Below are 24,619 nucleotides of genomic sequence, written 5' to 3' on the forward strand. Positions count from 1 at the left end.
GGCGACCGGAGCGGTTTCGGCCCCACCCCGTCCGTGGTGCAAGGATGGGCAGGTTCGCTTCCCTGAGCGAGTCCCCGTGATCGAGGAGGATAGACAGTGCTGGCGTCCTACCGACCTCTCTTCGAGGTCCCGGGAGCCCGCGTCTTCATCACGGGGGGAATGATCGCCCGCTCGGCGGGCGCGATGTTCGGCGTGGCAACCGTCGCGATGATCGCGGCGCGGCGCGGCTCCTACGAGCTGGCCGGCGCCGTCATGGCCGTCGGGATGGTGGCGCTCGCGCTGTTCGCGCCGTTCCTCGGGCGCCTCGTCGACCGGTACGGCCAGCGCCGCATCGCCATCCCCTTCTTCATCTGGTCGGGGTTCTGGGCGACGATGACGGTGCTCGCGTCGGTGCGGGGCTGGCCGTCGTGGGTGCTCTTCGTGACCTACCCGCTCGTCGGCCTCATCCCGAGCCTCGGCACGATGGCGCGCGCCCGCTGGACGCACATCTTCGCCGGCGACCCGAGGAGCCTGCACACGGCGCTCTCGTTCGAGCAGGTCATGGAGGAGATCACCTTCGTGGTCGGCCCGGTGCTCGCCGTCTGGCTCTCGACCACGCTCTTCCCCGAGGCGGGCTTCGTCTTCGCCGCGGTGTGCTACGGCGTCGGCGTGGCCGTCTTCGTGTCGGCGCGGTCCACCGAACCGCCCGTCGTGCCGCACCACGAGCGGCCGCACGGGCACGCGCACCACAACCCCGGCCTCATCCCGCTCGCGTTCATCATGACGATGACCGGCGCCATCTTCGGCGTCAACGAGGTCGTCACCCTCGCCGTCGCGGAGGACGCCGGCCAGAAGAACGCCGCGGGTCCGATCCTGGCGCTCTACGCCGTGGGCTCGGCCATCGCGGGCGTGTTCTTCGGCCACCACTCCCACGGGCGCAGCCTCGTCAAGCTGCTCATCGTCGGCACCCTCGGCATGGCGCTGCTCGAGGCGCCGGTGCTGCTCGCAGGCAACCTGTGGGTCCTCGCCGTGATCATGGTCTTCGCGGGCATGGCCACGGCCCCGACCCTCATCACCACGATGAACCTCATCGAGCGCATCGTGCCCAAGGCCCAGCTCAACGAGGGCATGACGATCGTGCTGACCGGCCTCATCATCGGCATCGCGGCCGGCTCAGCCGTGTCGGGCGCCGTCGTCGACCGTGTCGGAGCCCAGCACGGCTACTGGGTCGCCGTGATCGCCGGCGGCTTCGCGTTCGTCATGGCTCTCGGGACGCGCGCCTTCCTCAGCCGGCGCGAGCTGCACGACCTGCGCTGAGCCCGCCACCCGGCATACGCCGCCCCCAACCGTCGAGTGGCCAACTCCCGCGTCCCCTGACACGTCGAAGGGCCACTTCTCGGGCGAGAAGTGGCCCTTCGACGTGCGGGAGGCCACGAGAAGTGGCCCTCTCGACGGGGGGAGAGAGGGGTCAGTGGCCGGCGGGGACCGCCGTCACGTCGTCGCCCTGCTTCACGGGCTGGCCCGGCTTGGGGCCGAGGTCGACGTGCGGCAGGAACAACGAGGCGACGAAGGCCAGCACGAGCACGCCGGCCGCCACGACGAAGACCGTCGACATCGCGTCCGAGAAGCCCACGAGGAACGGGCGCGCGAGCCGCGGGTCGAGCTGGTTGATGAACGAGCTGTCCTGCAGCGCGGACGCGCCCACGCCTCCGTTGCCGTTCCGGACGCCGGCGATGAAGGCCGCGTTGGCCTGCGGGTCGCCGCCCGTCGGGTTGCGCACGGCCGCGAGGAACTCGGGCGACGTGCGCGCCGACTGGAACGCCGCGCCGATCTTGTCCGCGGCCTGCCCGAAGAGGATCGACAGGAAGACCGCCGTGCCCAGCGTGCCGCCGATCTGGCGGGTGAAGGTCGCCGACGAAGTGGCCACGCCGATGTCGCGGCGGGCGGCGGCGTTCTGCACGGCGAGCGTGAGCGGCTGGAAGTTGAAGCCGAGCCCGATGCCGAAGAAGAACATTACGACCATCGTCTTCCACAGCTCGGTGTCTGCGTCGACGAAGTGGAACATGTACAGCGACACGACGAGCAGCGCGGCACCGATGATCGGGAACTTCCGGTAGCGCCCGGTGCGGGAGATGATCTGGCCCGAGGCGATCGAGCCGGCCATGATGCCGAGCGTCATCGGCACCAGCATGAGGCCGGCCTCCATCGGGGAGGCGCCCTTGACGATCTGCAGGTAGAGCGGCAGCGCGGCGAGGCCACCGAACATGCCCATGCCGATGAAGACGGAGCTGATCGACGCGGCACCGATGGTGCGGTTCGTGAAGAGGCGCAGGGGGATCAGCGCCTCGTCGCCCATCCGCCTCTCGATGACGAAGAAGGCCGCGAGGCCGACGACGCCGATGGCGTAGCAGAGGACCGCCGAGCCGGAGCCCCAGCCCCAGTCACGGCCCTGCTCCGCCACGATGAGGAGCGGCACCAGCGCGACCGACAGCGACGCGGCACCCCAGTAGTCGATGCGGTGGTCGAGCCGCGTGTGCCTGAGGTGCAGCGTCCGCGTCACGACGATGAGCGCCGCGACGGCGATCGGCACGTTGACGAGGAAGACCCAGCGCCAGCCGGTGATGCCGAGGAGCGACTCCTGGTCGGAGAGCAGACCGCCGATGACGGGGCCGAAGACGCTGGACGTGCCGAAGACGGCGAGGAAGTAGCCCTGGTACTTCGCACGCTCACGAGGCGGCACGATGTCGCCGATGATCGCGAGGGAGAGCGAGAAGAGGCCGCCGGCGCCGAGGCCCTGGACCGCGCGGAAGGCGGCCAGCGACGGGATCGACCAGGCGAGGGTGCACAGCATCGAGCCGAGCGTGAAGATCGTGATCGCGAAGAGGAAGAGCTTCTTGCGCCCGTAGATGTCGCCGAGCTTGCCGTAGAGCGGCGTCACGATCGTCGAGGTGATGAGGTATGCCGTCGTCACCCAGGCCTGGCCGGCGAGGTCCTTGAGGTCGTCGGCGATGACACGCATCGCGCTCGCGACGATGGTCTGGTCGAGCGCCGCGAGGAACATCCCCATCATGAGCCCGACGAGGATGGTGATGATCTCCTTGTGGGAGAGCAGCGGCGCCGCGTCGCGTGCAGCGTCGCCGGACGATGGTTCGGCGGTGGTGGCGGACATGTCAGTCCTCTCTCTGCTTCTGGTCTGTGGTGCTGTCGAAGGGCATCGGGGGCGGCGCTGCTCCCCGGGCCCGGAGGTTCGCGTCGAGCGCGTCGCCGAGCGCTCGCAGGCGCGCGACGAACTCGGTCGTCTCGGTGGTCTCCCAGTCGGTGAGCAGCCCCTGGAACCACGTGGAACGGCTGGCCTGGATGCGTCCGAGGGCCTCGCCTCCGTGCGGGGTCAGGGACACGACGGACGCGCGCCCGTCGCTCGGGTCGGCGCTCTTCTCGAGGAGTCCGGCGGTGACGAGGGCGCTGACCTGACGGCTCACCGTGGAGACGTCGTTGTGCAGCATCGTCGCGAGCTCGGAGACGCGGACGGTGCCGGCTCCGGCGACGACGAACAGCACCGGGTATGCCGTGACGTCGACGCCGTCCTCGAGGCGCGGCGCCGAGTGCTTGGCGGCGACGAGCAGCTTCTGCACACGGAGCAGTGCCAGGAAGACGTCGTTCGCCTCGTCCTTGCTGACGCCCACGCATCTCCTCGCGCTGGTGGCGGATCCAACTAGTTGCTTGCAGCAAGCAAGTATGCGCGCGGACGCGTTCCGACGCAACTGCTCTGTCGAGCCTTGTCCGTGTGCAGACAGCGCCGACGCGATACTCGCGGTCCATGTGGTTGTCTGTGATCTCGCACCCCGCGGGGAGGTGCGATGATGCAGACGTCGTAACCGTTGAGCAACAGGCGGCACGGCGGGATTCGCAGCTTCCCAGGAGTGACATGACGAGCGACGTGCCGGTCGACCCGACGATCAACGACGCCTTCCACCAGATGTCCGCGCTGATCTACGCAGGGGCCGACGCCGGATCGATCCACCAGGCGCTCGTCGACGCAGCCCAGCGCCTCGTCGAGGGCTGCGACCGCGCCTCCCTGCTCGTGCGCACGCGTGACCGCTTCGTCACCGCCGCGAGCACCGACGACATCGCGCGCCGCATCGACCAGATCGAGCTGGAGATCGGGGAGGGACCCTGCGTCGACGCCATCCTCGACGAGGCGTACCAGCACGACGCCGACCTGACGACCTCGAAGACGCCGTGGCCGCGCTTCACCGAGCGCATCGTCGCCGAGACGCCCGTGCGCTCGGCCATCGGCTACCGACTGCTCCTCGACGGCGACAAGGTCGGGGCCCTGAACCTCTTCTCCGACACCCCCGGCGGCCTCACGTCGAAGTCGGCCGACGTCGGCGCCGTCATCGCGTCGTTCGCCTCGGTGGCGCTCATGGCGATCCGGGCCCGCGAGGAGGCGGCGACCCTGCGGCAGGGGCTGCAGAGCAACCGTGAGATCGGCAAGGCGGTCGGCCTGCTCATGGCCGCCCACCACATCTCCGGCCAGGAGGCCTTCGAGCTGCTGCGCAGCACCTCGCAGGAGCTGAACATGAAGCTGGCCCAGGTGGCCTCGCAGGTCATCCAGGGTCAGGAGGCGCAGTTCGGCGGTCTCGCCGGCAGGGGACAGGGCGCCCCCAGCCCCACCGGGTCCTGACGAGCGAGACCTCTGCGACACGACCGATCCCGGCACCCTCGCAGGCGCCGGGATCGGGGCTTGTGCCACCGGGCGTCAGGCTGAGGCGACGCCCTCCGCCGACAGCTGCCGGCGCAGCTCGTCCAGCGTGCGTCGCAGCAGCCGGCTGACCTGCATCGCACTCAGACCCATCGACTCGGCGATCTCGGCCTGCGTCATGTCGTTGCCGAAACGCAGCTCGACGAGCTTCTGGTCCCGCGCGGGCAGCCGCTCGAGAGCGGTGCGCACGACGATGCCGTCGTCCAGCGCCGGGTCGGACGCGGAGTCGCCGCGCGCGTCGAGCAGGTCGAGGACGGGGCGGCCGCCGTCGGTGCTCGTCGCATCGAGCGATGCCGGGCGCAGGTTCGTCGCCGCGACCTGGGCCTCCTTGACGGCGTCGAGACTCAGCTCGAGCTCGCGCGCGAGCTCGGCCGGGTCCGGGTCGTGGCCGAGGCGCTGCTCGAGCCGCGACCGGGTCTCGGTGACGAGCTGGCGCCGCTCCTGCAGCTCGCGCGGTGGCCGCACGAGCCAGCCGTGGTCGCGGAAGTGGCGGCGCAGCTCTCCGGTGATGGTGGGCGTCGCGTACGCGCCGAACTCGGTGGACTTGTCGAGGTCGAAGCGGTGGATGGCCTTGAGCAGGGCGAGGAACGCGACCTGTTCGAGGTCCTCGCGGTCGAGTCCCTTGCCCGAGTAGCGATGGGCGAGTGAGCGCGCGAGCGGCATGTGCAGCAGCGTCACGGACTCGAGGGCGTGGGCGCGCTCGGACGTGCAGTCCGAGGTGCGCAGTACGGTGATGAGTTCTCTGGTTCGCGCATCCTTGCGCGGACCCGTGGTCGGGTCGGTCATGACTACTCCGTTTATCGGATCCCCGATGCGGCACTGGCTTGACCGACTACTCCCGACGCTAGGCGCTTGACCACCAATACACAAGGTGGGCCTAGTTACCGTTCGGATGCGTCGAGGTGTATAAGGCGCGGGGGCCCGCGCGAGGCGGCGGCGGGCGCGTCGGACGGGACGAACGGTCCCGGTGGTGGTCGTCGCCGGCGCGCTGCGGGGTAGTCAGTGGGTGATGACGAGCGCCTCGAGGACCCGGCGCGCGATCTCCTCGTCGCCGGTCACGGTGTAGTGGATGTCGTCGACCGAGCGACGGCCTGCGGCCCGCCGCGTCAGCGCGTCGGTGCTGAGGTGGATCGACGTCACGTCGAGCTGCTCCTCACCCACGGGTCGGTCATGACCACTGAAGAGCGCCTCCCCGTAGGGCCGGCCGTCGTCGCCGGTGACGATGCGCACGCCGTCGCGCGCGACGACGGGACCGGACACGTCGAGGACGACGGCATGGCCGGGCCCGATGCCCGCGACACGGGCGGCGACACGGGGGACTGCGGCGAGGACGTCGGCGGTGAAGAGCGCGGCGCCCGCGGAGTCGAGGTCGCCGGGGCGGTCGAGGGCCGCACGGAGGTCCTGTTCGTGCACCCAGGCGTCGACGATGCGCCGGTGGAGGTGCTGCCCGAACGTCGTCTCGGGACCGAAGAAGCCGCCGATGACGGTGTCGAGCTCCGCGTCGCTGGCTCGCAGGGCCGCGACCCGTTCGGGGTGGAACTCGGCCAGCTCCGCGACGACCTCGCGCCCCGGCACGGCTCTGCGGCTCTCGACGTCCTGCTCGACGAGTCGCGCGAAGTCGCCCTTCACGTGCGGGTAGTCCGGAACGGCCACCTCGGTGCGCGGGAGCCCGGCGAAGGACTTCTCGGCTCCGACGACGTGGGCGATCTGGTCCTTCACCGTCCAGCCGGGACACTCGGTCGGGAGGTCGAAGTCCGCGTCGCGGCATGACATCCCGAGGTCGATGATCGACTGCACGGTGTGGTCGAACGCGTCGATCAGTCCGTCGCGGTCGTGGGGGGCGGCCGGGTGCATGGGCATGCCATCACACTACTTACCCTTGAGGCATGCCAACCCCGCAGCGAGACGGTCTCGCCGATCCGCGAACGGGTCCGGAGCCCTCTGCCCCCTGGGGGGCCGCGGCGGTCGTCGCCGGCGTGCTCGCCGTGGGCCTGCTGGCGAGCGTCGTCGCTGCCCGCTACACGGGCGCCGCGGAGTCGCTGCCCGGCGGCCTGAGCGACGCCGGCCCGGTCGTGCGCTGGTCCCTGCCGCTCGTCCGGGTCGTCCACGACGTCGCGGCCTCGCTGACGATCGGCGCCCTGCTGCTCGCTGCGACGATGGTGCCCGGGCGGACCAGGGCCGCGAGCGTGTCCCTGGACGAGCCGCGACGCGGTGCCGCCCTGCGCGTCGCGACCGCGGCCGCCTTCGTGTGGGCGGTCGCGGGAGCCGTCGGGGTCGTCTTCACCTTCGCCGACGCCGCCGGGATGCCGCTCTCCGACCCCCTGTTCGGCACGAGCCTGGCCGACTCGGTGTGGGCCATCGAGCCGCTGCGCGTCGGGCTGCTCAGCTCCATGGCGGCGTTCGTCGTCGCGTCCTTGGCCGCTGTGGCGCGCTCGCGGGCCGTGGCTCTGGCCCTCGTGGCCGTGTCGGCGTTCGGCCTGCTCGTGCTCGGTCTCGCCGGCCACGCCGGCGGGTCGGCCGACCACGAGACGGCGGTCAACGCGATTGCCGCCCACCTGCTCAGCGCGGGCGTCTGGGTCGGTGGCCTGCTCGCTCTCGTGGTCCTGCGCCGACAGCTCGGCGACGCGATCGGGGTCGTCGCCCGCCGCTACTCGACCGTGGCCCTCTGGTGCTTCGTCACCCTCGGCATCTCGGGTGTCATGTCCGCCACGACCCGGCTCGCCGGCTGGTCCGACCTCGCCACGCCTTACGGCGTACTCGTCCTGGTCAAGGTGCTCGCCTTCGTCGTGCTCGGCGCGGCCGGCGCGTGGCACCGCCAGGTGACGCTCGACCGCCTCGACACCGCGTCCGGCCGTGACCGCGGCCGCGTCTTCACGCGGCTCGCGGTCGCCGAGACCCTGCTCATGGCGCTCGCCTTCGGGGTCGCGACGGCACTGGCGCGCAGCGAGCCGCCGGTCCCCGAGACGGTGCAGAACCCGTCCGCTGCCCTGGCGCTCACCGGCTTTCCAGTGCCTCCGGCGCCGACTGCGATGTCGTGGCTGACCGCCTGGCGGGTGGAGTGGCTCTTCCTCGCGACCGCGCTGCTGGCGATCGGCGTCTACGTCGTCGGGGTCGTGCGGATGCGGCGACGCGGCGACGCCTGGCCCCTGCTGCGCACCCTCTCGTGGTCCGCGGGCTGGCTGCTCTTCCTCTACGCCACCAACGGGGCGCTCGGCATCTACGGTCGCGTCGCGTTCTCCTGGCACATGACCCTACACATGACCGAGGCGATGGTGGTGCCGATCCTGCTCGTCCTCGGTGCCCCGGTCACGTTGGCGTTGCGGACGATCCGGCCACGCAGCGACGGCACCCTGGGGCCACGCGAGATGCTGCTCGGCCTCGTGCACTCACGGTTCCTCGCGGTGCTCGGCAACCCGGCGGTGGCCGCAGCACTGTTCTTCATGAGCCTCGTGGTCTTCTACTGGACCGGGCTGTTCGAGCTGGCACTCGAGACCCACACGGGCCACCTGCTCATGACGGCGCACTTCGTGCTCACCGGCTACCTCTTCGCGTGGGTCCTCGTCGGCATCGACCCCGGCCCGAAGCGCTGGAGCCCTGCCCTGCGCCTCGTCGTGCTCTTCGCGACCATCGCGTTCCACGCCTTCTTCGGCGTTGCGATGATCAGCGGCACGGCGCTGCTCGGCGGCGACTTCTTCACGACGGTCGACATCCCCTGGGTCCCGGACGCCCTCGCCGACCAGCGCTACGGTGGCGGCGTCGCGTGGGCCATCGGGGAGCTGCCGGCGCTCGTCCTCGCCCTCACCGTCGCGATGCAGTGGTACCGCGCCGACCGCGCCGAGTCGACCCGGCGCGACCGGCGGGCGGACCGTGACGGCGACGCCGAGCTCACGGCCTACAACGAGCGCCTGGCCGCCCTGGCGAGGCGCGACGAGCGCTCCTAGCGCACGGGCTGCTGCAGCTCCGTGACCCACGCGTCCTGGTCGTCCATCGGCGTCTCGAGGTAGACCTCCCGACAGGGGCCGTATGCCGTGAGGCCCGCAGCATCCACGGCCGTCGCGAGTGCCTGCCACGTGTCGCCGATCGTCGCCATCGACCCGCGGTGGATCACCGTGACCGCGCGCGGTGCGGCCGGGAGGTCCGCAACCTCTGCGCCGTCGACGCCCTCGACGTGGTCGATCGACTCGAGCGCCGTGGGAAAGCCCACACCCCACGTCGTGCCCTCCGTGTCGCCGTCGTACCAGGCGACCGACGGCGTCTGCAGGGAGACACCTGCGGCGGTGAGACCGCCGACGAGGCGGTCGAACGCCGGCCCGATCGTGGTGCCGAGCTCGGTGACGTCAGCGACCCGTCCCGACACCTGCGCCAGCCGAACGGCCGGCAGCGCCTTCTCCACGTACTCCAGCTCCGACATCGTGCCCTCCTTCTCGATGGTTCGCAGCCTCGCCTCGATCGCGTCCAGTCGCGCCAGGTCGGCGGCGATCTGTTCCTCGATCTGCGCCCGCCGCAGCGTCAACATCCCGCGCAGCTCGTCCGCCGACACCTGCGCGTCGAGGACCGTCCCCACCTGTTCGAGGGTGAGGCCCAGGTCCTTGAGCGCAACGAGACGGTTGAGCCGGGGGAGCTGCGCGGCGGCATACCGGCGGTAGCTCGTGACCGGGTCCACGTGGGCCGGCACGAGCAGGCCGAGGGAGTCGTAGTGGCGCAGCATGCGCACCGTCACTCCCGCGAGCCGGGCGAAGTCTCCGATCGTCAACATGACGACCATGGTCTACGGCCTGACACGGTGTGAGGGTCAACTCGCAGTCGTGTGAGAGTTGGTCCATGAAGGTTGCGCTCATCCAGCTCGCCTACGGCGACGACGAGACGGTCGCCGACCGCACGGCCCGCGTCACCGAGATCGTTCGCGCCCAGGCCGGCCACGACCTCGTGGTGCTGCCCGAGCTGTGGCCGGCCGGCGGCTTCGACTACACCCGCTGGGACGAGCGGGCCGAGGCCGTCGACGGGCCGGTCGCGCAGGCCCTCGCTGCCGCCGCACGCGACGCCGGCGTGACCCTGCACGGTGGCTCCATCGTCGAGCGGGCCCGGCCGGTCGGGGACGGCGGACGCGGACTCTGGAACACGAGCCTCGTCTTCGCGCCCACGGGTGAGCTCGTCGCCACCTATCGCAAGATCCACCGCTTCGGCTTCGGCGAGGGCGAGCCGAGCCTGATGGACGCCGGCGACGACCTCGTCGTCGTCGACGTGCCGGTCGCGGACGGTGACGCCGTGCCGGTCGGCCTCTCGACGTGCTACGACCTGCGTTTCCCCGAGCTCTACCGGCGCCTGCTCGACCGCGGCGCCGAGGTCTTCGTCATCCCCGCCGCGTGGCCCCGCAAGCGCGTCGCCCACTGGACCCTGCTGGGGCAGGCCCGCGCCGTCGAGGACCAGTGCGTCGTCCTCCAGTGCAACACCGCCGGCACCCACGCCCGGCACGAGATGGGCGGGCACTCGCAGGTCGTCGACGCGACGGGGCAGGTCCTCGCCGCTGCGGGCCTTCACGAGGAGGTGCTGAGCGTCGACATCGACACCGCGGCGACGCTCGACTGGCGCCGCAGCTTCCCGGTGCTGCCCGACCGGAGGCTCTCGTGACGGCGGAGACCGGGTCGCTGCGGGCGCGCGTCAAGGTGCGGGCACCCGAGCTCGTCGGGCGCGGGTGGCTCAACACGGGCGGCCGCGCGATCTCGCTCGCGGACCTCCGGGGCCGGGTGGTCGTCCTCGACTTCTGGACCTTCTGCTGCGTCAACTGCCTCCACGTCCTCGACGAGCTGCGACCTGTGGAGGAGCGGTTCCCCGACGCCTTGACGGTCATCGGGGTGCACTCGCCGAAGTTCGAGCACGAGGCCGACGCCGACGCCCTCGCCGCCGCCGTCGAGCGGTATGCCGTCCACCACCCCGTGCTCGACGACCCCGAGCTGGTGACGTGGCGGGCTTACACCGCCCGCGCCTGGCCGACCCTCGTCGTCATCGACCCCGAGGGCTTCGTCGTCGCCTCCATGTCGGGCGAGGGGCACGGTCCCGGCCTCGCCTCCCTCGTGGCCGAGATCATCGAGGAGCACCGCGCCAAGGGCAGCCTCCAGCCCGGTGACGACCCCTACGTCGCGCCGCCCACGCCCGACACCGCGCTGCGCTTCCCGGGCAAGGCGATCGCCCTGCCCGACGGCTCGTTCGTCGTGTCCGACACCGCGAACCACGCCGTCGCCCACCTCGAGCCCGACCTCGTCACCGAGCGTGCGCGCTGGGGTGGACCGGGCGTGTTCAACGAGCCTCAGGGCATCCTGCTCGCGACCCCCGGGCTCTCCGCACGGCTCGGCGTGGACGTCCTCGTCGCCGACTCGGTCAACCACCAGCTCAAGGGAATCCGCCTCTCCGACGGGTTGATTCGCACTCTGGCCGGCACCGGTCGGCAGCTGCGCGAGCGCGCCGGCGGTGGTCCCGCTCTCGAACAGCCGCTCTCAACCCCCTGGGACCTTGCGTGGCTCGGCGAGAGCGTCGTCATCGCCATGGCCGGCACGCACCAGCTCTGGTCCTGGACGCCCGGTGCCACGATCGAGGACGGGCTCGTCGAGCTGGTCGGCGGCACGTCGAACGAGGGGCTCGTCGACGGTCCCGCCGCCGAGGCGTGGTTCGCGCAGCCGTCCGGCCTGGCCACGTCGGTGTCGGGCGACCGCGTCTGGGTCGCCGACTCCGAGACGTCCGCGCTGCGGTCTGTCGTGTCGACGGCGGAGGGCCTGCTCGTCGAGACACATGTCGGCACAGGGCTGTTCGACTTCGGGCACCGCGACGGCGACGCCGCCGAGGCGCTGCTCCAGCACCCGCTCGGCGTCACCGAGCTGCCCGACGGGTCAGTCGCCGTCAGCGACACGTACAACGGCGCGGTGCGCCGCTACGACCCCGTCAGGCGCCAGGTGACGACCCTCGTGCAGGGTCTCGCCGAGCCGAGCGACGCCGTCGTCGAGCGCGATGCCGAGACGGGTGAGACGCGCCTGGTCGTCGTCGAGTCGGCGGCTCACCGGCTCACGAGGGTCGCCCTGCCCGAGGACGCCCAGCGCGTCGACGGGCCGGCCCACCGCACGCAGCGTCCGTCGACGCCCCTGCCGGCCGGCGAGGTCCTGCTCGAGGTGACGTTCGTGCCGCCTGCCGGACAGAAGCTCGACCACCGTTGGGGCGACCCGACACGCCTCGACGTCTCGGCCACCCCAGATGCCCTCCTCGTCTCGGGTGCCGGGCGCGCCGAGGGACTCACCCGCACGCTCGTGCTGCGTGACGGCATCGGCTCCGGCACGCTGCACGTCTCGGTGCAGGCCGCCGCGTGCGACGGTGACCCCGACACGGGCGAGGTGCCCGAGCACGCCGCGTGCCACCTGTTCCAGCAGGACTGGGGCATCCCAGTCATCCTCGACGCGTCGGCGGATGCCAGACTGGCTCTCGACCTCCGGGGGGTCTAGGTCGGGGTCCAGGTGGGGGTCCAGGCCGGGAACGCCCCGGCCGGCATCGGACGGGCAGGTGGCGCGCGTGGCACAGCAGGCATCCGGCGGCCTCGGCAGGTCGATCCTCTCGGGGCTCTGCGGGCTCCTCGCCATCGTGTTGCTGCCCGTGTCCCTCGTCGCGTTCTGGGCGTCGGTCATGCTGACACGCACCGACGTCTTCGTCGACGAGCTGCGACCCGTCGTGAGCAAGCCGCTCGTGCAGGAGGCCCTCACCGACGGCATCGTCGACGGCATCCTCGGCGCCGTGACGCTCCGGCCCGCCATCGAGAAGGCGCTCGAGGCCCCGATCCGCGCCGAGGCCGAGGCCCTGGTCGCGAGCCCTGAGGTCAAGGACGCCTGGACCGAGGGGATCCGCGCCGTCCACACTCAGCTCATCGGCGTCATGGAGGGCCGGGCCGACACGACCCTGGACGCTCAGGGCCGGGTCTCCGTGCGTCTCAAGATTCCCGTGCCGGCGCTGACCTCGCGGCTCGAGCAGGCGGGAGTCCGGGACGCCGCGTCCATCGCACCCGTCGTCACGATCCCGCTCGCCAAGGCCAGCGACCTCCAGAAGGCACAGCAGGTCTACCGCGTCGCCGACGCCTGGGGCTCGTGGGCGCCGGTGCTCGTCGCGGTCCTGGCCCTGCTCGCGATCGTGCTGGCTCGGCGCTGGCGCGCGGCCACGACCCTCGTCGCGGTCGGCTGGATCGTCCTCTCGCTCGCGCTCGCGCTCGTCATCATGATCTCGCGTGAGCCGCTGCTGCGCCCGGTCGGCTCGGACGTCGCGCGCACCATCGCCGACGCCGCCTACGGCCTCGCGGCCCGAAACCTCTACTACGAGATCGCGATCGCCGTCGGCGTGGCCGTCGTCATGCTGCTCGTGTCGGCGCTCAGCCTCGCGTTCCGCAGGCGTCGCCTCAACTGAGCGCTGGGCGCGGGTGGTCCTTTGACCGCCTCGCGTCCACGGCCGCACCCTCCCCGTGGACACTCGGTCCCGTGCGGGTATGTGGTGGTCAGGCACGCGCTGTGGCGTGCCCCCAACCCAAGGAGATGTCATGGGTATCGGACTCGGGATCTTTCTGCTCGTGGTCGGTGCGATCTTCTACTTCACGAACCTCGACTCCGACGTGCTCAACCTGAGTAGCGGCACGGGCAACACGATCGGGATCATCCTCATGATCGGCGGGGCGCTCGCGATCATCCTCGGACTCGTCATGAACGCCCAGCGCACGCGGACCCAGCACACGACCGTCACCGAACGCCGCGGAGAGCCGGACGTCGTCGAGCGCCGCGGAGAGCCGGACGTCGTCGAGCGCCGCGTGGACCGCCGCGACGACACGATCTGACGGCCGGCCAGCACACATCCGAGACGGCGGTCTGAGCAGGAGAGCTCACCTGCCCGGATCGCCGTCCGTGCTTCCATGGGCCGTGAGCCAGACCCGCCCGCGCCCGACCACTCGCCCCACAGCACCCGAGGTCCACACCGCAACGCCCGCAGACCGCGACCGTTGGGTCGACACGCTGCGGGTCGGCTCCCTGCTCGTCGTCGTCCTCGGGCACTGGCTCATGGTCGCCATCACAGACGGCGGCCGGATCACGAACGCGCTCGCCGTCGTCCCGGCGCTCCAGCCGCTGACGTGGCTGCTCCAGGTCATGCCGCTCTTCTTCCTGGTCGGCGGTGTCGCCCACGCACACACGCTCGAGTCGCTCGAACGCCGCCACCCGGCACATGCCGGCAGGTATGCCGTGTTCTTCCGCGCGAGGGCCGCGCGCCTGCTGCGCCCCACCCTCGCGTTCCTCTCCGTGTGGGTCGTGCTCGGTGTCGTCGCGGACCTGTCAGGGCTGACCGACCGGCCGGGTGACGCCGGTCGACTAGCTCGGGACGCGCTCGTCATGGTGCCGCAGCTGCTGTGGTTCGTCGGGATCTACCTCGGAGCCTGCGCCCTCGCGCCGGTCATGCGCGACCTGCACCAGCGGTGGGGTCTGCGGGTCTTCGTGGCGCTGGTCTTCGTGGCCGTCACCGTCGACCTCGTGCGCTTCAGCGGCGGTCGGTCTCTGGTCGGCAACCTCAATTTCGCCTTCGTGTGGCTCGCGCTGCACCAGCTCGGATTCGCTTGGCGCGATGGGCTGCTCACGACGGCGCGCGGGTGGGTGATGGCCGTGGTCGGGTTCGGGGCGATGGGGCTGGCGGTCACGCTCGGCCCCTATCCGGTGTCGATGGTCGGACTCCCCGGTGAGGCGGTGTCCAACATGGCGCCGCCGACCGCGGCCCTGCTCGCCCAAGGCATCGGCATCTGCGGCCTCGCCGTCGTGCTGAGACCGGTCATGGGCCGTGTGCTCGCGCGCCCGAGGGTCTGGCGCGCCGTCGTCCTGGCGGGCTCCTTCGCGATGACGGCCTTCCTGTGGCACCTCACGGCGCTCATGGCGGTGCTGCTCCTGGCCGGTGCTGTCGGGATCGAGCAGCCCGACGTCGCCTCATGGGCATGGTGGCTGACGCGTCCGGTGCTCTTCTCCGTGCTCGCCGGCGTGACCGCGGTCCTCGTCGGCGTCTTCGTGCGCTTCGATCGCGGACCACGTGCCGCCTCGGTCGGGTCCGACGACGGTCGACGCCGGGTGGACGTCGCGGCCGCCGTGTCGGCCGGAGTCCTCTTCTTCGCCACTCTCATCGTGTCGATCGTGGGCGTCGACGTGCTCGGCAACCGACCCGTCTTCTTCCTCGTCGGCGACGTCACGCCGGTCGTCGGCTTCGCCGTGCTCGCCGTCGGTCTCCTCCTCCTGCGCAACACCCCGCAACACACCGACAAGTCGCCAACACACCGCGATCAGGTCCCGGTGCGTTGACGACTGCCCGGTGTGTTGTGGTGCAGGCCAGAGGTGGCTGGGGATCGGGGACGGCCGGAAACTCCATGGCCGGACGTCGGCGGCGAGCCCTACCGTCATGTCCATGGACACAGGGCTCCACATGGACACGAGGCTCATCGACGAGCACGACGACACGGTCTGCTCGCGGGTGTACGACATCATCGTCGCCAGCAAGGGGCACGAGAGGCCTTGGCACGAGCCGCCGTCGCTTGCCGAGATGGTCGCCGAGTGGCGTCACGTCGACGAGGCTGAGTACAAGCAGATGTGGGGCGCGTTCGACGGCGACGAGCTCGTCGGGGTCGCGACGATCTGGCTACCGCTGGCCGACAACACCTCGATGGCGTGGTTCGAGGTGCACGTCGACCCGGCGCACCGGGGCCGCGGCGCTGGGTCGGTCCTCACGGACCGCGTCGTCGACCGGGCGCGCGAGGAGGGGCGCACCAAGGTCATCACCGACTTCCTCGTGCCGCCCGACTCCGACGGGCACCCGTACCGCCGGTTCGCCGAGCGCCACGGCTTCCGCCTGAGCAACACCGAGATCATGCGCCACCTCCAGCTGCCTGTCGCCGGCGAGCTGCTGACGCGCCACGCCGAGGCCGCACGCCCGCGGTGGGAGGGCGACTACCGTCTCGAGACCCATGTCGGTGGCGTGCCGGAGCACCTTCAGCAGTCGCTGTGCGCCGTCATGAACCAGCTCGCCGTCGACGCGCCCACGGGCGACATCGAGTTCGAGGAGGAGTCGTTCACACCGGAGCGCTACCGCGATTACCTCGAGCTGTTCCGCCGGCAGGGACGGGTCCGGCTCACCACGGTGGCGGTGCACGAGGCCTCGGGTGACGTCGTCGCCTACACCGACCTCATCCTGCCTTCCGGCGCCCCGACCATCGTCTGGCAGTGGGGCACGCTCGTGCACCGCGACCACCGCGGGCGCCGCCTCGGGATGGCCGTCAAGATCGAGAACCTCCGGCGCCTGCAGGCGGACCACCCCGAGCGCCAGCGGATCGTGACGGGCAACGACGACACGAACTCGTGGATGGTCTCGATCAACGAGGACCTCGGCTTCCGCATCGTCGAGCTCTGCCCCGCTTATCACCGCACTCTCGACTGACAAGCTCGAAAGGCCGCAAGCTGCGCCATCAGGGGCGCGGTCTGCGGCCTTTCGACTAGGGTCAGGCTCTCAGAAGGCGGACTCGGGCACGTCCATGAGGTCGTTGTCGGTGGCCTCCGCGATGGCGCGCTCGGCGGCCAGCTTCGGCAGGACGTTCTTGGCGTAGAAGGAAGCCGCCGCCACCTTGCCGCGGTAGAAGTCGGTGTCCTTGCCGGATGCTCCTGCGTCGAGCGCCGCCTGGGCGACCTCGGCCTGGCGCAGCAGCAGCCAGCCGACGACGAGGTCCCCGGCGGCGAGGAGCAGGCGCGTCGTGTTCTGGCCGACCTTGTAGAGGTTGGCCACCTCGCCACCGGTGCGCGGGTCGCTCTTCACGAGGTCGCCGATCATGTGGCCGAGGATGCCCTGGACGTCCTCGAGCGCCTTGCCCAGCAGCTCGCGCTCGGTGTCGAGCGAGCCGCCGAGGTCCTTGGCGAACTCCTGGATCTGGCCGGCGACGTGCTGCAGGGCCTGGCCCTTGTCGCGGACGATCTTGCGGAAGAAGAAGTCGAGGCCCTGGATGGCGGTCGTGCCCTCGTAGAGGGTGTCGATCTTCGCGTCACGGACATACTGCTCGACGGGGTAGTCCTGCAGGAAGCCCGAGCCGCCGTACGTCTGGAGGGACTCGGTGCCGAGCAGGACCCACGCCCGCTCCGAGCCGAGACCCTTGACGATGGGCAGCATGAGGTCGCTGATCCGGTTGGCGAGCTCGGCCGCCGACCCCTCCTCGAGCTGCGCGGCCGGGTTGCCCACCTGGGCCTGGTTGACGGTGTCCTGCTGGCTCGCGGTGTAGACGACGAGCGCGCGCAGGCCCTCGGCGTACGCCTTCTGGAGCATGAGCGAGCGGCGCACGTCGGGGTGGTGGGTGATGGTGACACGCGGCGCGCCCTTGTCGGTCATCCGGGTCAGGTCTGCGCCCTGGACGCGCTCCTTGGCGTACTCGAGCGCGTTGAGGTAGCCGGTCGAGAGCGTTGCGATCGCCTTGGTGCCGACGAACATCCGGGCGTTCTCGATGACCTTGAACATCTGGGCGATGCCGTCGTGGACGTCGCCGAGGAGCGTGCCGACCGCAGGCTCGTGCTCGCCGAACGTGACCTCGCACGTCGTGGAGACCTTGAGGCCCATCTTGTGCTCGACGTTGGTGACGTGGGCGCCGTTGCGGGCGCCGAGCTCGCCGGTCTCGAGGTCGACGTGGTATTTCGGCACGATGAAGAGACTCAGGCCCTTCGTGCCGGGGCCGCCACCCTCGGGGCGGGCGAGGACGTAGTGGATGACGTTGTCGACCATGTCGGACTCGGCCGAGGTGATGAACCGCTTGACGCCCGTGATGTGCCAGGTCCCGTCGGGCTGCTGGACGGCCTTGGTGCGGCCGGCGCCGACGTCGGAGCCGGCGTCGGGCTCGGTGAGGACCATGGTCGTGTGCCAGGCCTTGTCGACGATGTGCTTCGCCAGCTTCTTCTGGTCGTCGGTGCCGAGGTGCCACAGCAGGTTGGCGAAGGAGTAGCTCGCCGTGAACATGTGGATGGCCGGGTTGGCGCCGCAGACCATCTCGGCGACCGACCAGCGCAGCGAGGCCGGCACGACCATGCCGCCGAGCTCGGCCGGGACGTCGAGGTTGCCCCAGTCGCCGTCGACGTAGGCCTTGAAGGACTTCTTGAACGAGTCGGGCATCGTCACGGTCTGGCTGACCGGGTCGTACACGGGCGGGTTGCGGTCGCTGTCGAGCAGGCTGTCGGCGAGCTCGTTCTCGGCGAGCCGGGACACCTCGCGGAGGATGTCCCTGGCCGCCTCGACGTCGACGTCGGCGTAGATGCCGTGCCCGAGGACGGCCTGGCGGTCGAAGACCTCGAAGAGGTTGAACTCCAGGTCGCGCACGTTGCTCTTGTAGTGGCCCATCCGGGGTCCTCCACGTTCTGTGTCGATCGTCTGCGGCCGCGCGATCAGCGGGCGCCACCAAGTTACTGGCCGGTCACTTACATGATGCTACTGACGGGTAACGATCGCAAGGGGGCGAGGTCACGGTTGTGCCACGCTGGGTACCCGAAGCCGCTATCGGGCCGGGAGGCCCTCGCTCGGCAGTGCCGAGTGTGTGGCCAGCGTCAGTGCGGGCGTGTCTCCGAAGAGCCGGGTCTCGACGTCGTCGAGCGCGCAGCGCACGGCGCCGGCGGTCACGGCGTGGTCGCCCAGCGATGACGCCTCTAGCTGCGGCGGCGTGTCGGTCAGGGCAGGCAGCGCGGACCGCAACGGGGGAAGGATGAGGTCGCCGACGAGGGCGGCGCCGCCGCCGATGACGACGAGGCTCGGGTTGAGGAACGTGGAGATGATCGCGACGACGCGCGCCATCCGGTCGACGATCCGGTCCACGATCTCGTGCGCGACAAGGTCGCCTCGTCGCGCGGCGTCGAAGACGGCGCGGGCGTGCGGCCGCCCGCGCTCGTCACGTGCGTCCGGCCCGAGCTGCTCCATGGCGGGGAACCGGCCGTCGGTCTCGGCCTCGTGGGCGAGGACCTCCGCCAGCTCGGCGACTGCGTCGGTGTTGCCGACACCCTCGACGAGGTTGAGGAAGGTCAGCTCGCCCGCGGCTCCACCGCTGCCGCGCAACAGCCGCCCGCCGAGCACGACTCCGGCACCGAGGCGGTAGCCGGCCAGCAGCTCGACGACGTCCTCGACACCCTGGGCGACGCCGAGCCAGCGTTCGCCGATGACGGCGAGGTTGGCGTCGTTCTCGACGATGGTCGTCCACCCGAAGTCGTCGGCGAGGACCGCGCGCAGGTCGAGCTCGGCGAGTCCGGGCAGGTAGTGCTCTGCTGCGGTGACGTGACCACGGGCATCGACGGGGGATGGGACGCCCATCGCGACGCACAGCACGCCGTGGGAGTCGACCCCTGCGGCGGCCAGGGCGGCGCGGACGGTCTCACGCACGATGGCGACGCGCTCGACGGCCGGCACCCGCTCGTCGCGGAACGACGTGCTCTCGCGGGCGCGGACGCGCCCTCGCAGGTCGGCGACGACGGCCGAGACCTTCTTGGCCCCGAGGTCGATGCCGACCACGTGCGCCGCGTCGTCGCGTGAGGCGTACTGACGCGCGGGCCGCCCGGCTCCCGTGTCGCTGTGCGGCGACCGGGTCTCGATCTCGACGACGAGCCCGCGCGCGATGAGGTCGTCGCACACCGCGTGGACGGTGGGTCGGGACAGGCTGCAGGCCGCCATGAGCTCCGTGCCCGTGAGCCCGTCGGTGCCGTCCAGGGCCGCCCAGACGGCAGCGGCGTTGTGCTGGCGCATCGCGGCCGACGACGGTGCGGCGCCGCTGACCGGGCGGGACCGGTCGGTCCTGGGGTGCGGCATCGGTGCGCCTCCTTGGGCGGTCGGCGGGCCGGCACCCTCGATGGCGCTCGGCGTCCCTCGAAATCTCTCACACGGGACGGGGTCTTGACGGAAGGTGGTCATGCCGCCACCATAAATCAACCGAGTTAATCAATGCGCTTTATAAATCAAGGGAGATGGCATGAAGCACAGCGGGACGGCAGCGGGTCTGATGGCGGTCGCGATGTTCGCCACAGGCTGTGGCACCGGTGGCGGCGGTGCCCCCGAGACCGCCGAGACCCTCGCGACGGGCGGCAAGGTCACCGGTGAGATCACCTTCTGGCACTCCTACAGCGAGGGTGGTGCCGAGGTGAAGACCCTCAAGGAGAAGGTGATCCCGGCCTTCGAGAAGGCCCACCCCGGGACGAAGGTCAAGCCCGTCACCGTGCAGTACGACCAGCTCCACCAGAAGCTCGTCACCGCCGCCGCGGGCAGCACCCTGCCCGACGTCGTGCGCAGCGACATCATCTGGGTTCCGGAGCTCGCCGACCTCGGTGTGCTCGTCCCCCTCGACGAGGCGATGCCCGACTTCACGAGGCTCGCCGCCCAGACCTACGACGGGGCGCTCGCCACGAACCTGTGGAAGGGCAAGCACTACGGGCTCCCACTCGACACGAACACCAAGGTCCTGCTCTACAACCCCGCGACCCTCGCGAAGGCCGGGGTGAACGCCCCGCCGGCAACCTTCGACGAGCTGAAGGCGCTCGCCCCCCGGCTCGCCGCGAAGAAGATCTACGTTCATGCCGTCGGCGACGGCTCCGGCTGGAACGTACTGCCGCTCATCTGGTCCAACGGCGGTGACATCACCGACAAGGGCGTCACCAAGAGCGACGGCCACCTCAACGCTCCGCCCGCCGTCGAGGCCGTCCAGCTCCTCGTGGACCTCTACGCGGCGGGCGGCATCCCCAAGATCGTGCTCGGCGGTGGCGGCGGCACCGGCGCACTGGAGGGACTGGCCAAGGGCATCTACGCCACGACCCACGACGGGCCGTGGAACTACCCGATCGCCAGGGCCCAGTTCCCGAAGCTCGAGCTGAACGCAGCCCCGACCATCAGCGGAAAGGGCGGCAGTGTCAGCGTCGTCGGCGGTGAGAGCATCGTCATCACCCAGTCCTCGAAGAACAAGGCGCTCGCGGCCGAGTTCACCCGGTTCATGCTCTCGCCCGAGGCGCAGATGCTCATGGCGCGGGTCGGGCAGGTGTCGGTGCTCAAGGATCTGGCCGACGACATGGCGAGCGTCGATCCGTACTACGCGCCCTACATGCAGCAGCTCGAGACGGCGAGGCCGCGACCGGCGACGCCGGCGTGGGCCAAGGTCGACGCCATCCTGACGAAGCAGGTGCAGCTGGCCATCAAGGGCGATCTGACCGCGCAGGCCTCCATGGACGCCGCCGTCGCGCAGATCGACCCGCTCCTCGAGCGGGCCCGGGCGGGCCGATGACGACGCTGGCGCCAGCGGCGGTGCGCGAGCCCATCGACGTCCCCGGACCGCCCGAGGGTCGACGGGGCCGCCGGCGCTGGACCCCACGCGACCGGCGGACGACCCTGACGGCATACGGGCTGCTCCTGCCGGGCATGGCGCTCTTCTCGCTCGTCGTCATCTACCCGCTTTGCCGGTCGTTCCAGATCAGCCTCTACGACTGGTCGGTCGTGCCGACGAAGGCGAGCACCTTCATCGGACTCGACAACTACCTCCGCGGGCTGCGCGACGGCGACTTCTGGATGAGCGTGGCCAACGCGGGCGTCTACCTCGCGATCACCGTGCCCGGGCAGATCGTCATCGGCCTGCTCGTCGCCGTGCTGCTCGACGCGAAGATGCCCGGCCGTGGGCTGTTCCGCGTGCTCTTCTACCTGCCCGTCGTGACGAGCTGGGTCGTGGTCGCCCTCGTCTTCAAGTACCTCTTCAACACCGACGGCGGCGTCGTCAACTGGCTCCTCGTGGACGTCGTGCACCTCGCCGACACCAACGTCGCGTGGCTCCAGTCGCGCTGGCCCGGCCTCATGGCGGTGAGCCTGCTCGGCATCTGGAAGGGCGTCGGGTGGGCGATGGTCATCTTCCTGGCGGCCCTGACGAACGTCAGCGAGGACCTCAAGGAGGCGGCGCTGCTCGATGGTGCCGGGCCGTGGCAGCGGTTCCGCAACGTGTCGCTGCCGGCCATCCGCAAGACGCTGCTCTTCGTCGTCGTGCTGCTCGTCATCGGCGGGTTCAACGTCTTCATCTCGGTACTGCTCATGACCGGGGGAGGGCCGGCGGGCTCGACGGAGGTGCCGCTGACCTACATGTACAGGCAGGCGTTCGGCTTCCTCGACTTCGGGTATGCCGCGGCGCTGTCGTTCCTGCTGGCACTCGTGATCTTCGCAGTGTCGTACTTCCAGTTCCGCGTCTTCGGCACGGACAGCGAGTCGTGATGGCAACCTCGTTGGCGACCTTGACGGCCACCTCCAAGGCGCGCTCCCGACGCGTGCCGCTCACGTGGCCGCGGACCCTTGTCGCGGCGGTCCTGTCGCTCGGCGTGGTGCTGCCCTTCGCGGTGATGCTGAGCACGTCCATCAAGAAGGACACCTTCGTCCTCGAGATGCCGCCCGAGCTCATCCCCTCCGAACCGACCGCCGAGAACTACGCGACCGCCTGGAATGCGTCGAACTTCGCGAGGTACTTCGGCAACTCGTTCTACGTGGCGGTCCTGACGACGGTGATCGTCCTCGTGCTGGCGTCGTTGCTCGCGTACGCATTCGCCCGGTTCGACTTCCCGGGCAAGAGGCTCGCGTTCGCCGGCGTCCTGTCCGGCCTCATGATCCCCGGAGTCGTGACGATCGTGCCGGCCTACCTGCTCGCCCAGAGCCTGGGAGTGCTCGACTCGCTCAACGGGTTGGTCCTCTTCTATGCCGGAGGGGCGGTGGGCTTCATCGCCTTCCTGCTGCGCGCCTTCTTCGAGCGCGTGCCGATGGCCCTCGACGAGGCCATGCGGCTCGACGGTGCCAGCGCGTTGCGCCGCTTCGTCTCGCTCTACCTGCCTCTGTCGCGGGCACCGCTCGCGACCGCGGCGATCTTCACGTTCCTCGGCGCCTGGGACGAGTTCGTCTGGGCGCTGACCGTGATCAACGACCCCGACAAGCGCACGTTGCCGGTTGCCATCGCAGCCCTGCAGGGGCAGCGTGGCACCGAGTGGGGCCTCGTCTTCGCAGCATCCGCCCTCGCCCTCGTTCCCGTCGTCATCCTCTACGTCGCAGCCCAGCGCCAGTTCCTCGCGGGAGCGACGTCCGGCGCAGTGAAGGACTGATCATGCTCAAGGACCACACGACCCCAGTCGCGGACGACACGGCCACCTCCCCGTGGTGGCGCAGCGCGGTCGTCTACCAGATCTACCCCCGAAGCTTCAGCGACGGCAACGGTGACGGCGTCGGGGACCTGGCCGGCATCCGTCGACGGCTCGACCACCTCGAGCGGCTCGGGGTCGACGTGCTCTGGCTCTCGCCCGTCTACCCGTCACCTCAGGACGACAACGGCTACGACATCAGTGACTACCACGGCATCGACCCGGCGTTCGGCACCCTAGAGGAGTTCGACGAGCTCGTCGCCGACCTGCACAGCCGCGGCATCAAGCTCGTCATGGATCTCGTCGTGAACCACACGTCCGACGAGCACCCGTGGTTCCTGGAGTCGCGCAGCTCCACCGACAACCCGAAGCGCGACTGGTACTGGTGGCGTCCTCCCGCCCCCGGCCCCGAGGGCCCGCGGCCACCGACCGACTGGCGGGCCGCCTTCTCGGGCCCGGCCTGGGACCTCGACGAGCAGACGGGGGAGTACTACCTGCACCTGTTCAGCCGGAAGCAGCCGGACCTGAACTGGGAGAACCCCGACGTGCGCGAAGCCGTGTACTCGATGATGCGCTGGTGGCTCGACCGCGGCGTCGACGGCTTCCGCATGGACGTCATCAACTTCATCTCCAAGCGACTGCCGCTCGCCGACGGTGGGTCAGAGCAGTACACATCGGGCCCGCGGATCCACGAGTTCCTCGCCGAGATGCGTGCCGCGGTCTTCGACGGTCGTGAGGGCCAGTTCCTCACCGTCGGCGAGATGCCCGGAGTCACCGTCGAGGATGCACGGTTGTTCACCGACCCCGACCGGCGCGAGGTCGACATGGTGTTCCAGTTCGAGCACGTGAGCCTCGACCACGTCGGCAGCAAGTGGGACCACAAGCCGCTGGACCTGCGGGATCTCAAGGCCTCCCTGGGCCGCTGGCAGGAGGGGCTCGCGGAGTCGGGCTGGAACAGCCTCTACTGGAACAACCACGACCAACCCCGCGTCGTGTCGCGGTTCGGCGACGACGGCGAGCACCGGGTGCGCAGCGCGAAGGCCCTCGGCATCGTGCTGCACCTGCACCGCGGCACGCCCTACATCTACCAGGGCGAGGAGCTGGGCATGACCAACATGCCTGAGCCGCAACGGGACTCGTTGCGCGACATCGAGAGCATCAACCACTACGAGGAGGCCGTCGCAGCTGGGGCCGACCCCGTTCACGTCCTCGCGGCGCTCTGGGCGATGAGCCGTGACAATGCGCGCACCCCGATGCAGTGGGACGGCTCCGAGCACGCCGGCTTCACGACGGGCACGCCGTGGATCGACGTCAACGTCAACCATGACGAGGTCAATGCCGAGGCCGCGGTGGCTGACCCCGAGTCGGTGTTCCACACCTACCGCCGTCTCATCGAGCTGCGACACGAGCGGCCGGTCGTCGCGGAGGGAGACTTCCGGATGCTCCTGTCCGACGACCCGCAGGTGTACGCATTCACGCGGCGTCTCGGCGACGAGCGGGTCCTCGTCGTCGCCAACCTCAGCGGCGACACGGCCGAGGTCGACCCCTCCACCCTGGGCGCACCGGGTGAGTGGGACGGAGCCGACACCCTCATCGAGAACCTCCCCGCGGCGGCGGCCCACGACGATGGCAACTCCATGCGGCTCGCGCCGTGGGAGGCCCGTGCCGTCATCCGGACCAGCTGAAG

General features: G+C 70.5%; 20 protein-coding genes. 13 read left to right on the top strand and 7 right to left on the bottom strand.

What is annotated here, in order from left to right; translation table 11 throughout:
* Positions 1 to 96: 96 nt before the first annotated feature.
* Entirely contained in the window at positions 97 to 1,296 is a 1,200-nt protein-coding gene (locus tag ACFQU3_RS21900) for an MFS transporter (protein ID WP_385913758.1), read from the top strand.
* 151 nt (positions 1,297 to 1,447) lie between these two features.
* Here the strand turns inward: ACFQU3_RS21900 and ACFQU3_RS21905 are convergent, their stop codons facing one another.
* Together ACFQU3_RS21905 and ACFQU3_RS21910 are read right to left on the bottom strand one after the other, a co-directional pair.
* Positions 1,448 to 3,148: an MDR family MFS transporter gene (locus tag ACFQU3_RS21905; protein WP_385913760.1), complete on the bottom strand. Its 1,701-nt coding sequence runs from the start codon at positions 3,146 to 3,148 to the stop codon at positions 1,448 to 1,450.
* 1 nt (position 3,149) lies between these two features.
* Positions 3,150 to 3,662, bottom strand: a complete 513-nt coding sequence (locus ACFQU3_RS21910) for a MarR family winged helix-turn-helix transcriptional regulator (RefSeq protein WP_385913762.1) — start codon at positions 3,660 to 3,662, stop codon at positions 3,150 to 3,152.
* A 242-nt stretch (positions 3,663 to 3,904) separates the two neighbouring features.
* Here ACFQU3_RS21910 and ACFQU3_RS21915 point away from each other — a divergent pair, with 242 nt between their 5' ends.
* A complete protein-coding gene (locus ACFQU3_RS21915) occupies positions 3,905 to 4,663 on the top strand; it encodes an ANTAR domain-containing protein (RefSeq protein ID WP_385913764.1) in 759 nt (252 codons plus the stop codon).
* Positions 4,664 to 4,738: 75 nt separating this feature from the next.
* Here the strand turns inward: ACFQU3_RS21915 and ACFQU3_RS21920 are convergent, their stop codons facing one another.
* Both ACFQU3_RS21920 and ACFQU3_RS21925 read right to left on the bottom strand, forming a co-directional pair.
* Positions 4,739 to 5,527, bottom strand: a complete 789-nt coding sequence (locus tag ACFQU3_RS21920; RefSeq protein WP_385913766.1) for a sigma-70 family RNA polymerase sigma factor — start codon at positions 5,525 to 5,527, stop codon at positions 4,739 to 4,741.
* A 213-nt stretch (positions 5,528 to 5,740) separates the two neighbouring features.
* Positions 5,741 to 6,601: a maleylpyruvate isomerase family mycothiol-dependent enzyme gene (locus ACFQU3_RS21925; RefSeq protein WP_385913768.1), complete on the bottom strand. Its 861-nt coding sequence runs from the start codon at positions 6,599 to 6,601 to the stop codon at positions 5,741 to 5,743.
* Between the two features lie 26 nt (positions 6,602 to 6,627).
* Here ACFQU3_RS21925 and ACFQU3_RS21930 point away from each other — a divergent pair, with 26 nt between their 5' ends.
* The gene (locus tag ACFQU3_RS21930; RefSeq protein ID WP_385913770.1) at positions 6,628 to 8,682 is read left to right on the top strand and encodes a cytochrome c oxidase assembly protein; all 2,055 of its coding nucleotides are present in this window, start codon (positions 6,628 to 6,630) and stop codon (positions 8,680 to 8,682) included.
* Here the strand turns inward: ACFQU3_RS21930 and ACFQU3_RS21935 are convergent.
* Positions 8,679 to 9,497 carry a MerR family transcriptional regulator gene (locus ACFQU3_RS21935; protein ID WP_385913772.1) on the bottom strand — a complete coding sequence of 273 codons (819 nt, stop codon included), beginning with the start codon at positions 9,495 to 9,497 and terminating at the stop codon, positions 8,679 to 8,681. The genes ACFQU3_RS21930 and ACFQU3_RS21935 overlap by 4 nt on opposite strands.
* A gap of 65 nt (positions 9,498 to 9,562) precedes the next feature.
* On the opposite strand from ACFQU3_RS21935, the gene ACFQU3_RS21940 reads away from it, so the two are divergent.
* The 6 genes from ACFQU3_RS21940 to ACFQU3_RS21965 all read left to right on the top strand — a co-directional run bounded on the left by ACFQU3_RS21940 (position 9,563) and on the right by ACFQU3_RS21965 (position 16,216).
* Positions 9,563 to 10,369 (top strand): nitrilase-related carbon-nitrogen hydrolase, encoded by an 807-nt coding sequence (locus tag ACFQU3_RS21940; RefSeq protein WP_385913774.1) that lies wholly within the window; start codon positions 9,563 to 9,565, stop codon positions 10,367 to 10,369.
* Positions 10,366 to 12,225: an NHL domain-containing thioredoxin family protein gene (locus ACFQU3_RS21945; protein ID WP_385913776.1), complete on the top strand. Its 1,860-nt coding sequence runs from the start codon at positions 10,366 to 10,368 to the stop codon at positions 12,223 to 12,225. The genes ACFQU3_RS21940 and ACFQU3_RS21945 overlap by 4 nt, the downstream gene beginning before the upstream one ends.
* Positions 12,226 to 12,292: 67 nt before the next feature.
* Complete coding sequence (locus ACFQU3_RS21950) at positions 12,293 to 13,171, top strand: hypothetical protein (protein WP_385913778.1); 879 nt, start codon at positions 12,293 to 12,295, stop codon at positions 13,169 to 13,171.
* A gap of 130 nt (positions 13,172 to 13,301) precedes the next feature.
* Entirely contained in the window at positions 13,302 to 13,592 is a 291-nt protein-coding gene (locus ACFQU3_RS21955; protein ID WP_385913780.1) for a DUF6458 family protein, read from the top strand.
* A gap of 82 nt (positions 13,593 to 13,674) precedes the next feature.
* The gene (locus tag ACFQU3_RS21960) at positions 13,675 to 15,087 is read left to right on the top strand and encodes an acyltransferase (RefSeq protein WP_385913782.1); all 1,413 of its coding nucleotides are present in this window, start codon (positions 13,675 to 13,677) and stop codon (positions 15,085 to 15,087) included.
* A 103-nt stretch (positions 15,088 to 15,190) separates the two neighbouring features.
* Positions 15,191 to 16,216, top strand: coding sequence for a GNAT family N-acetyltransferase (locus ACFQU3_RS21965; protein WP_385913784.1), 1,026 nt, complete (start codon positions 15,191 to 15,193; stop codon positions 16,214 to 16,216).
* Positions 16,217 to 16,285: 69 nt separating this feature from the next.
* On the opposite strand, the gene ACFQU3_RS21970 is transcribed toward ACFQU3_RS21965, so the two are convergent.
* Both ACFQU3_RS21970 and ACFQU3_RS21975 read right to left on the bottom strand, forming a co-directional pair.
* Positions 16,286 to 18,148: an acyl-CoA dehydrogenase gene (locus ACFQU3_RS21970; protein WP_385913786.1), complete on the bottom strand. Its 1,863-nt coding sequence runs from the start codon at positions 18,146 to 18,148 to the stop codon at positions 16,286 to 16,288.
* A gap of 153 nt (positions 18,149 to 18,301) precedes the next feature.
* Positions 18,302 to 19,597 (bottom strand): ROK family transcriptional regulator, encoded by a 1,296-nt coding sequence (locus ACFQU3_RS21975; protein ID WP_385913788.1) that lies wholly within the window; start codon positions 19,595 to 19,597, stop codon positions 18,302 to 18,304.
* Positions 19,598 to 19,757: 160 nt separating this feature from the next.
* Here ACFQU3_RS21975 and ACFQU3_RS21980 point away from each other — a divergent pair, with 160 nt between their 5' ends.
* The 4 genes from ACFQU3_RS21980 to ACFQU3_RS21995 are packed head-to-tail and all read left to right on the top strand — an operon-like array spanning position 19,758 to position 24,617.
* On the top strand, positions 19,758 to 21,056 hold the full coding sequence (locus tag ACFQU3_RS21980; RefSeq protein ID WP_385913789.1) for an extracellular solute-binding protein: 1,299 nt from the start codon (positions 19,758 to 19,760) through the stop codon (positions 21,054 to 21,056).
* Complete coding sequence (locus ACFQU3_RS21985) at positions 21,053 to 22,024, top strand: carbohydrate ABC transporter permease (protein WP_385913791.1); 972 nt, start codon at positions 21,053 to 21,055, stop codon at positions 22,022 to 22,024. Before ACFQU3_RS21980 ends, ACFQU3_RS21985 begins: the two co-directional genes overlap by 4 nt.
* Positions 22,024 to 22,896 carry a carbohydrate ABC transporter permease gene (locus ACFQU3_RS21990; RefSeq protein WP_385913793.1) on the top strand — a complete coding sequence of 291 codons (873 nt, stop codon included), beginning with the start codon at positions 22,024 to 22,026 and terminating at the stop codon, positions 22,894 to 22,896. Before ACFQU3_RS21985 ends, ACFQU3_RS21990 begins: the two co-directional genes overlap by 1 nt.
* 2 nt (positions 22,897 to 22,898) lie before the next feature.
* Positions 22,899 to 24,617, top strand: coding sequence for an alpha-glucosidase (locus ACFQU3_RS21995; RefSeq protein WP_385913795.1), 1,719 nt, complete (start codon positions 22,899 to 22,901; stop codon positions 24,615 to 24,617).
* Positions 24,618 to 24,619: the final 2 nt, after the last annotated feature.

The organism is Terrabacter sp. GCM10028922 (assembly GCF_042666095.1).
GTDB lineage: Bacteria > Actinomycetota > Actinomycetes > Actinomycetales > Dermatophilaceae > Terrabacter.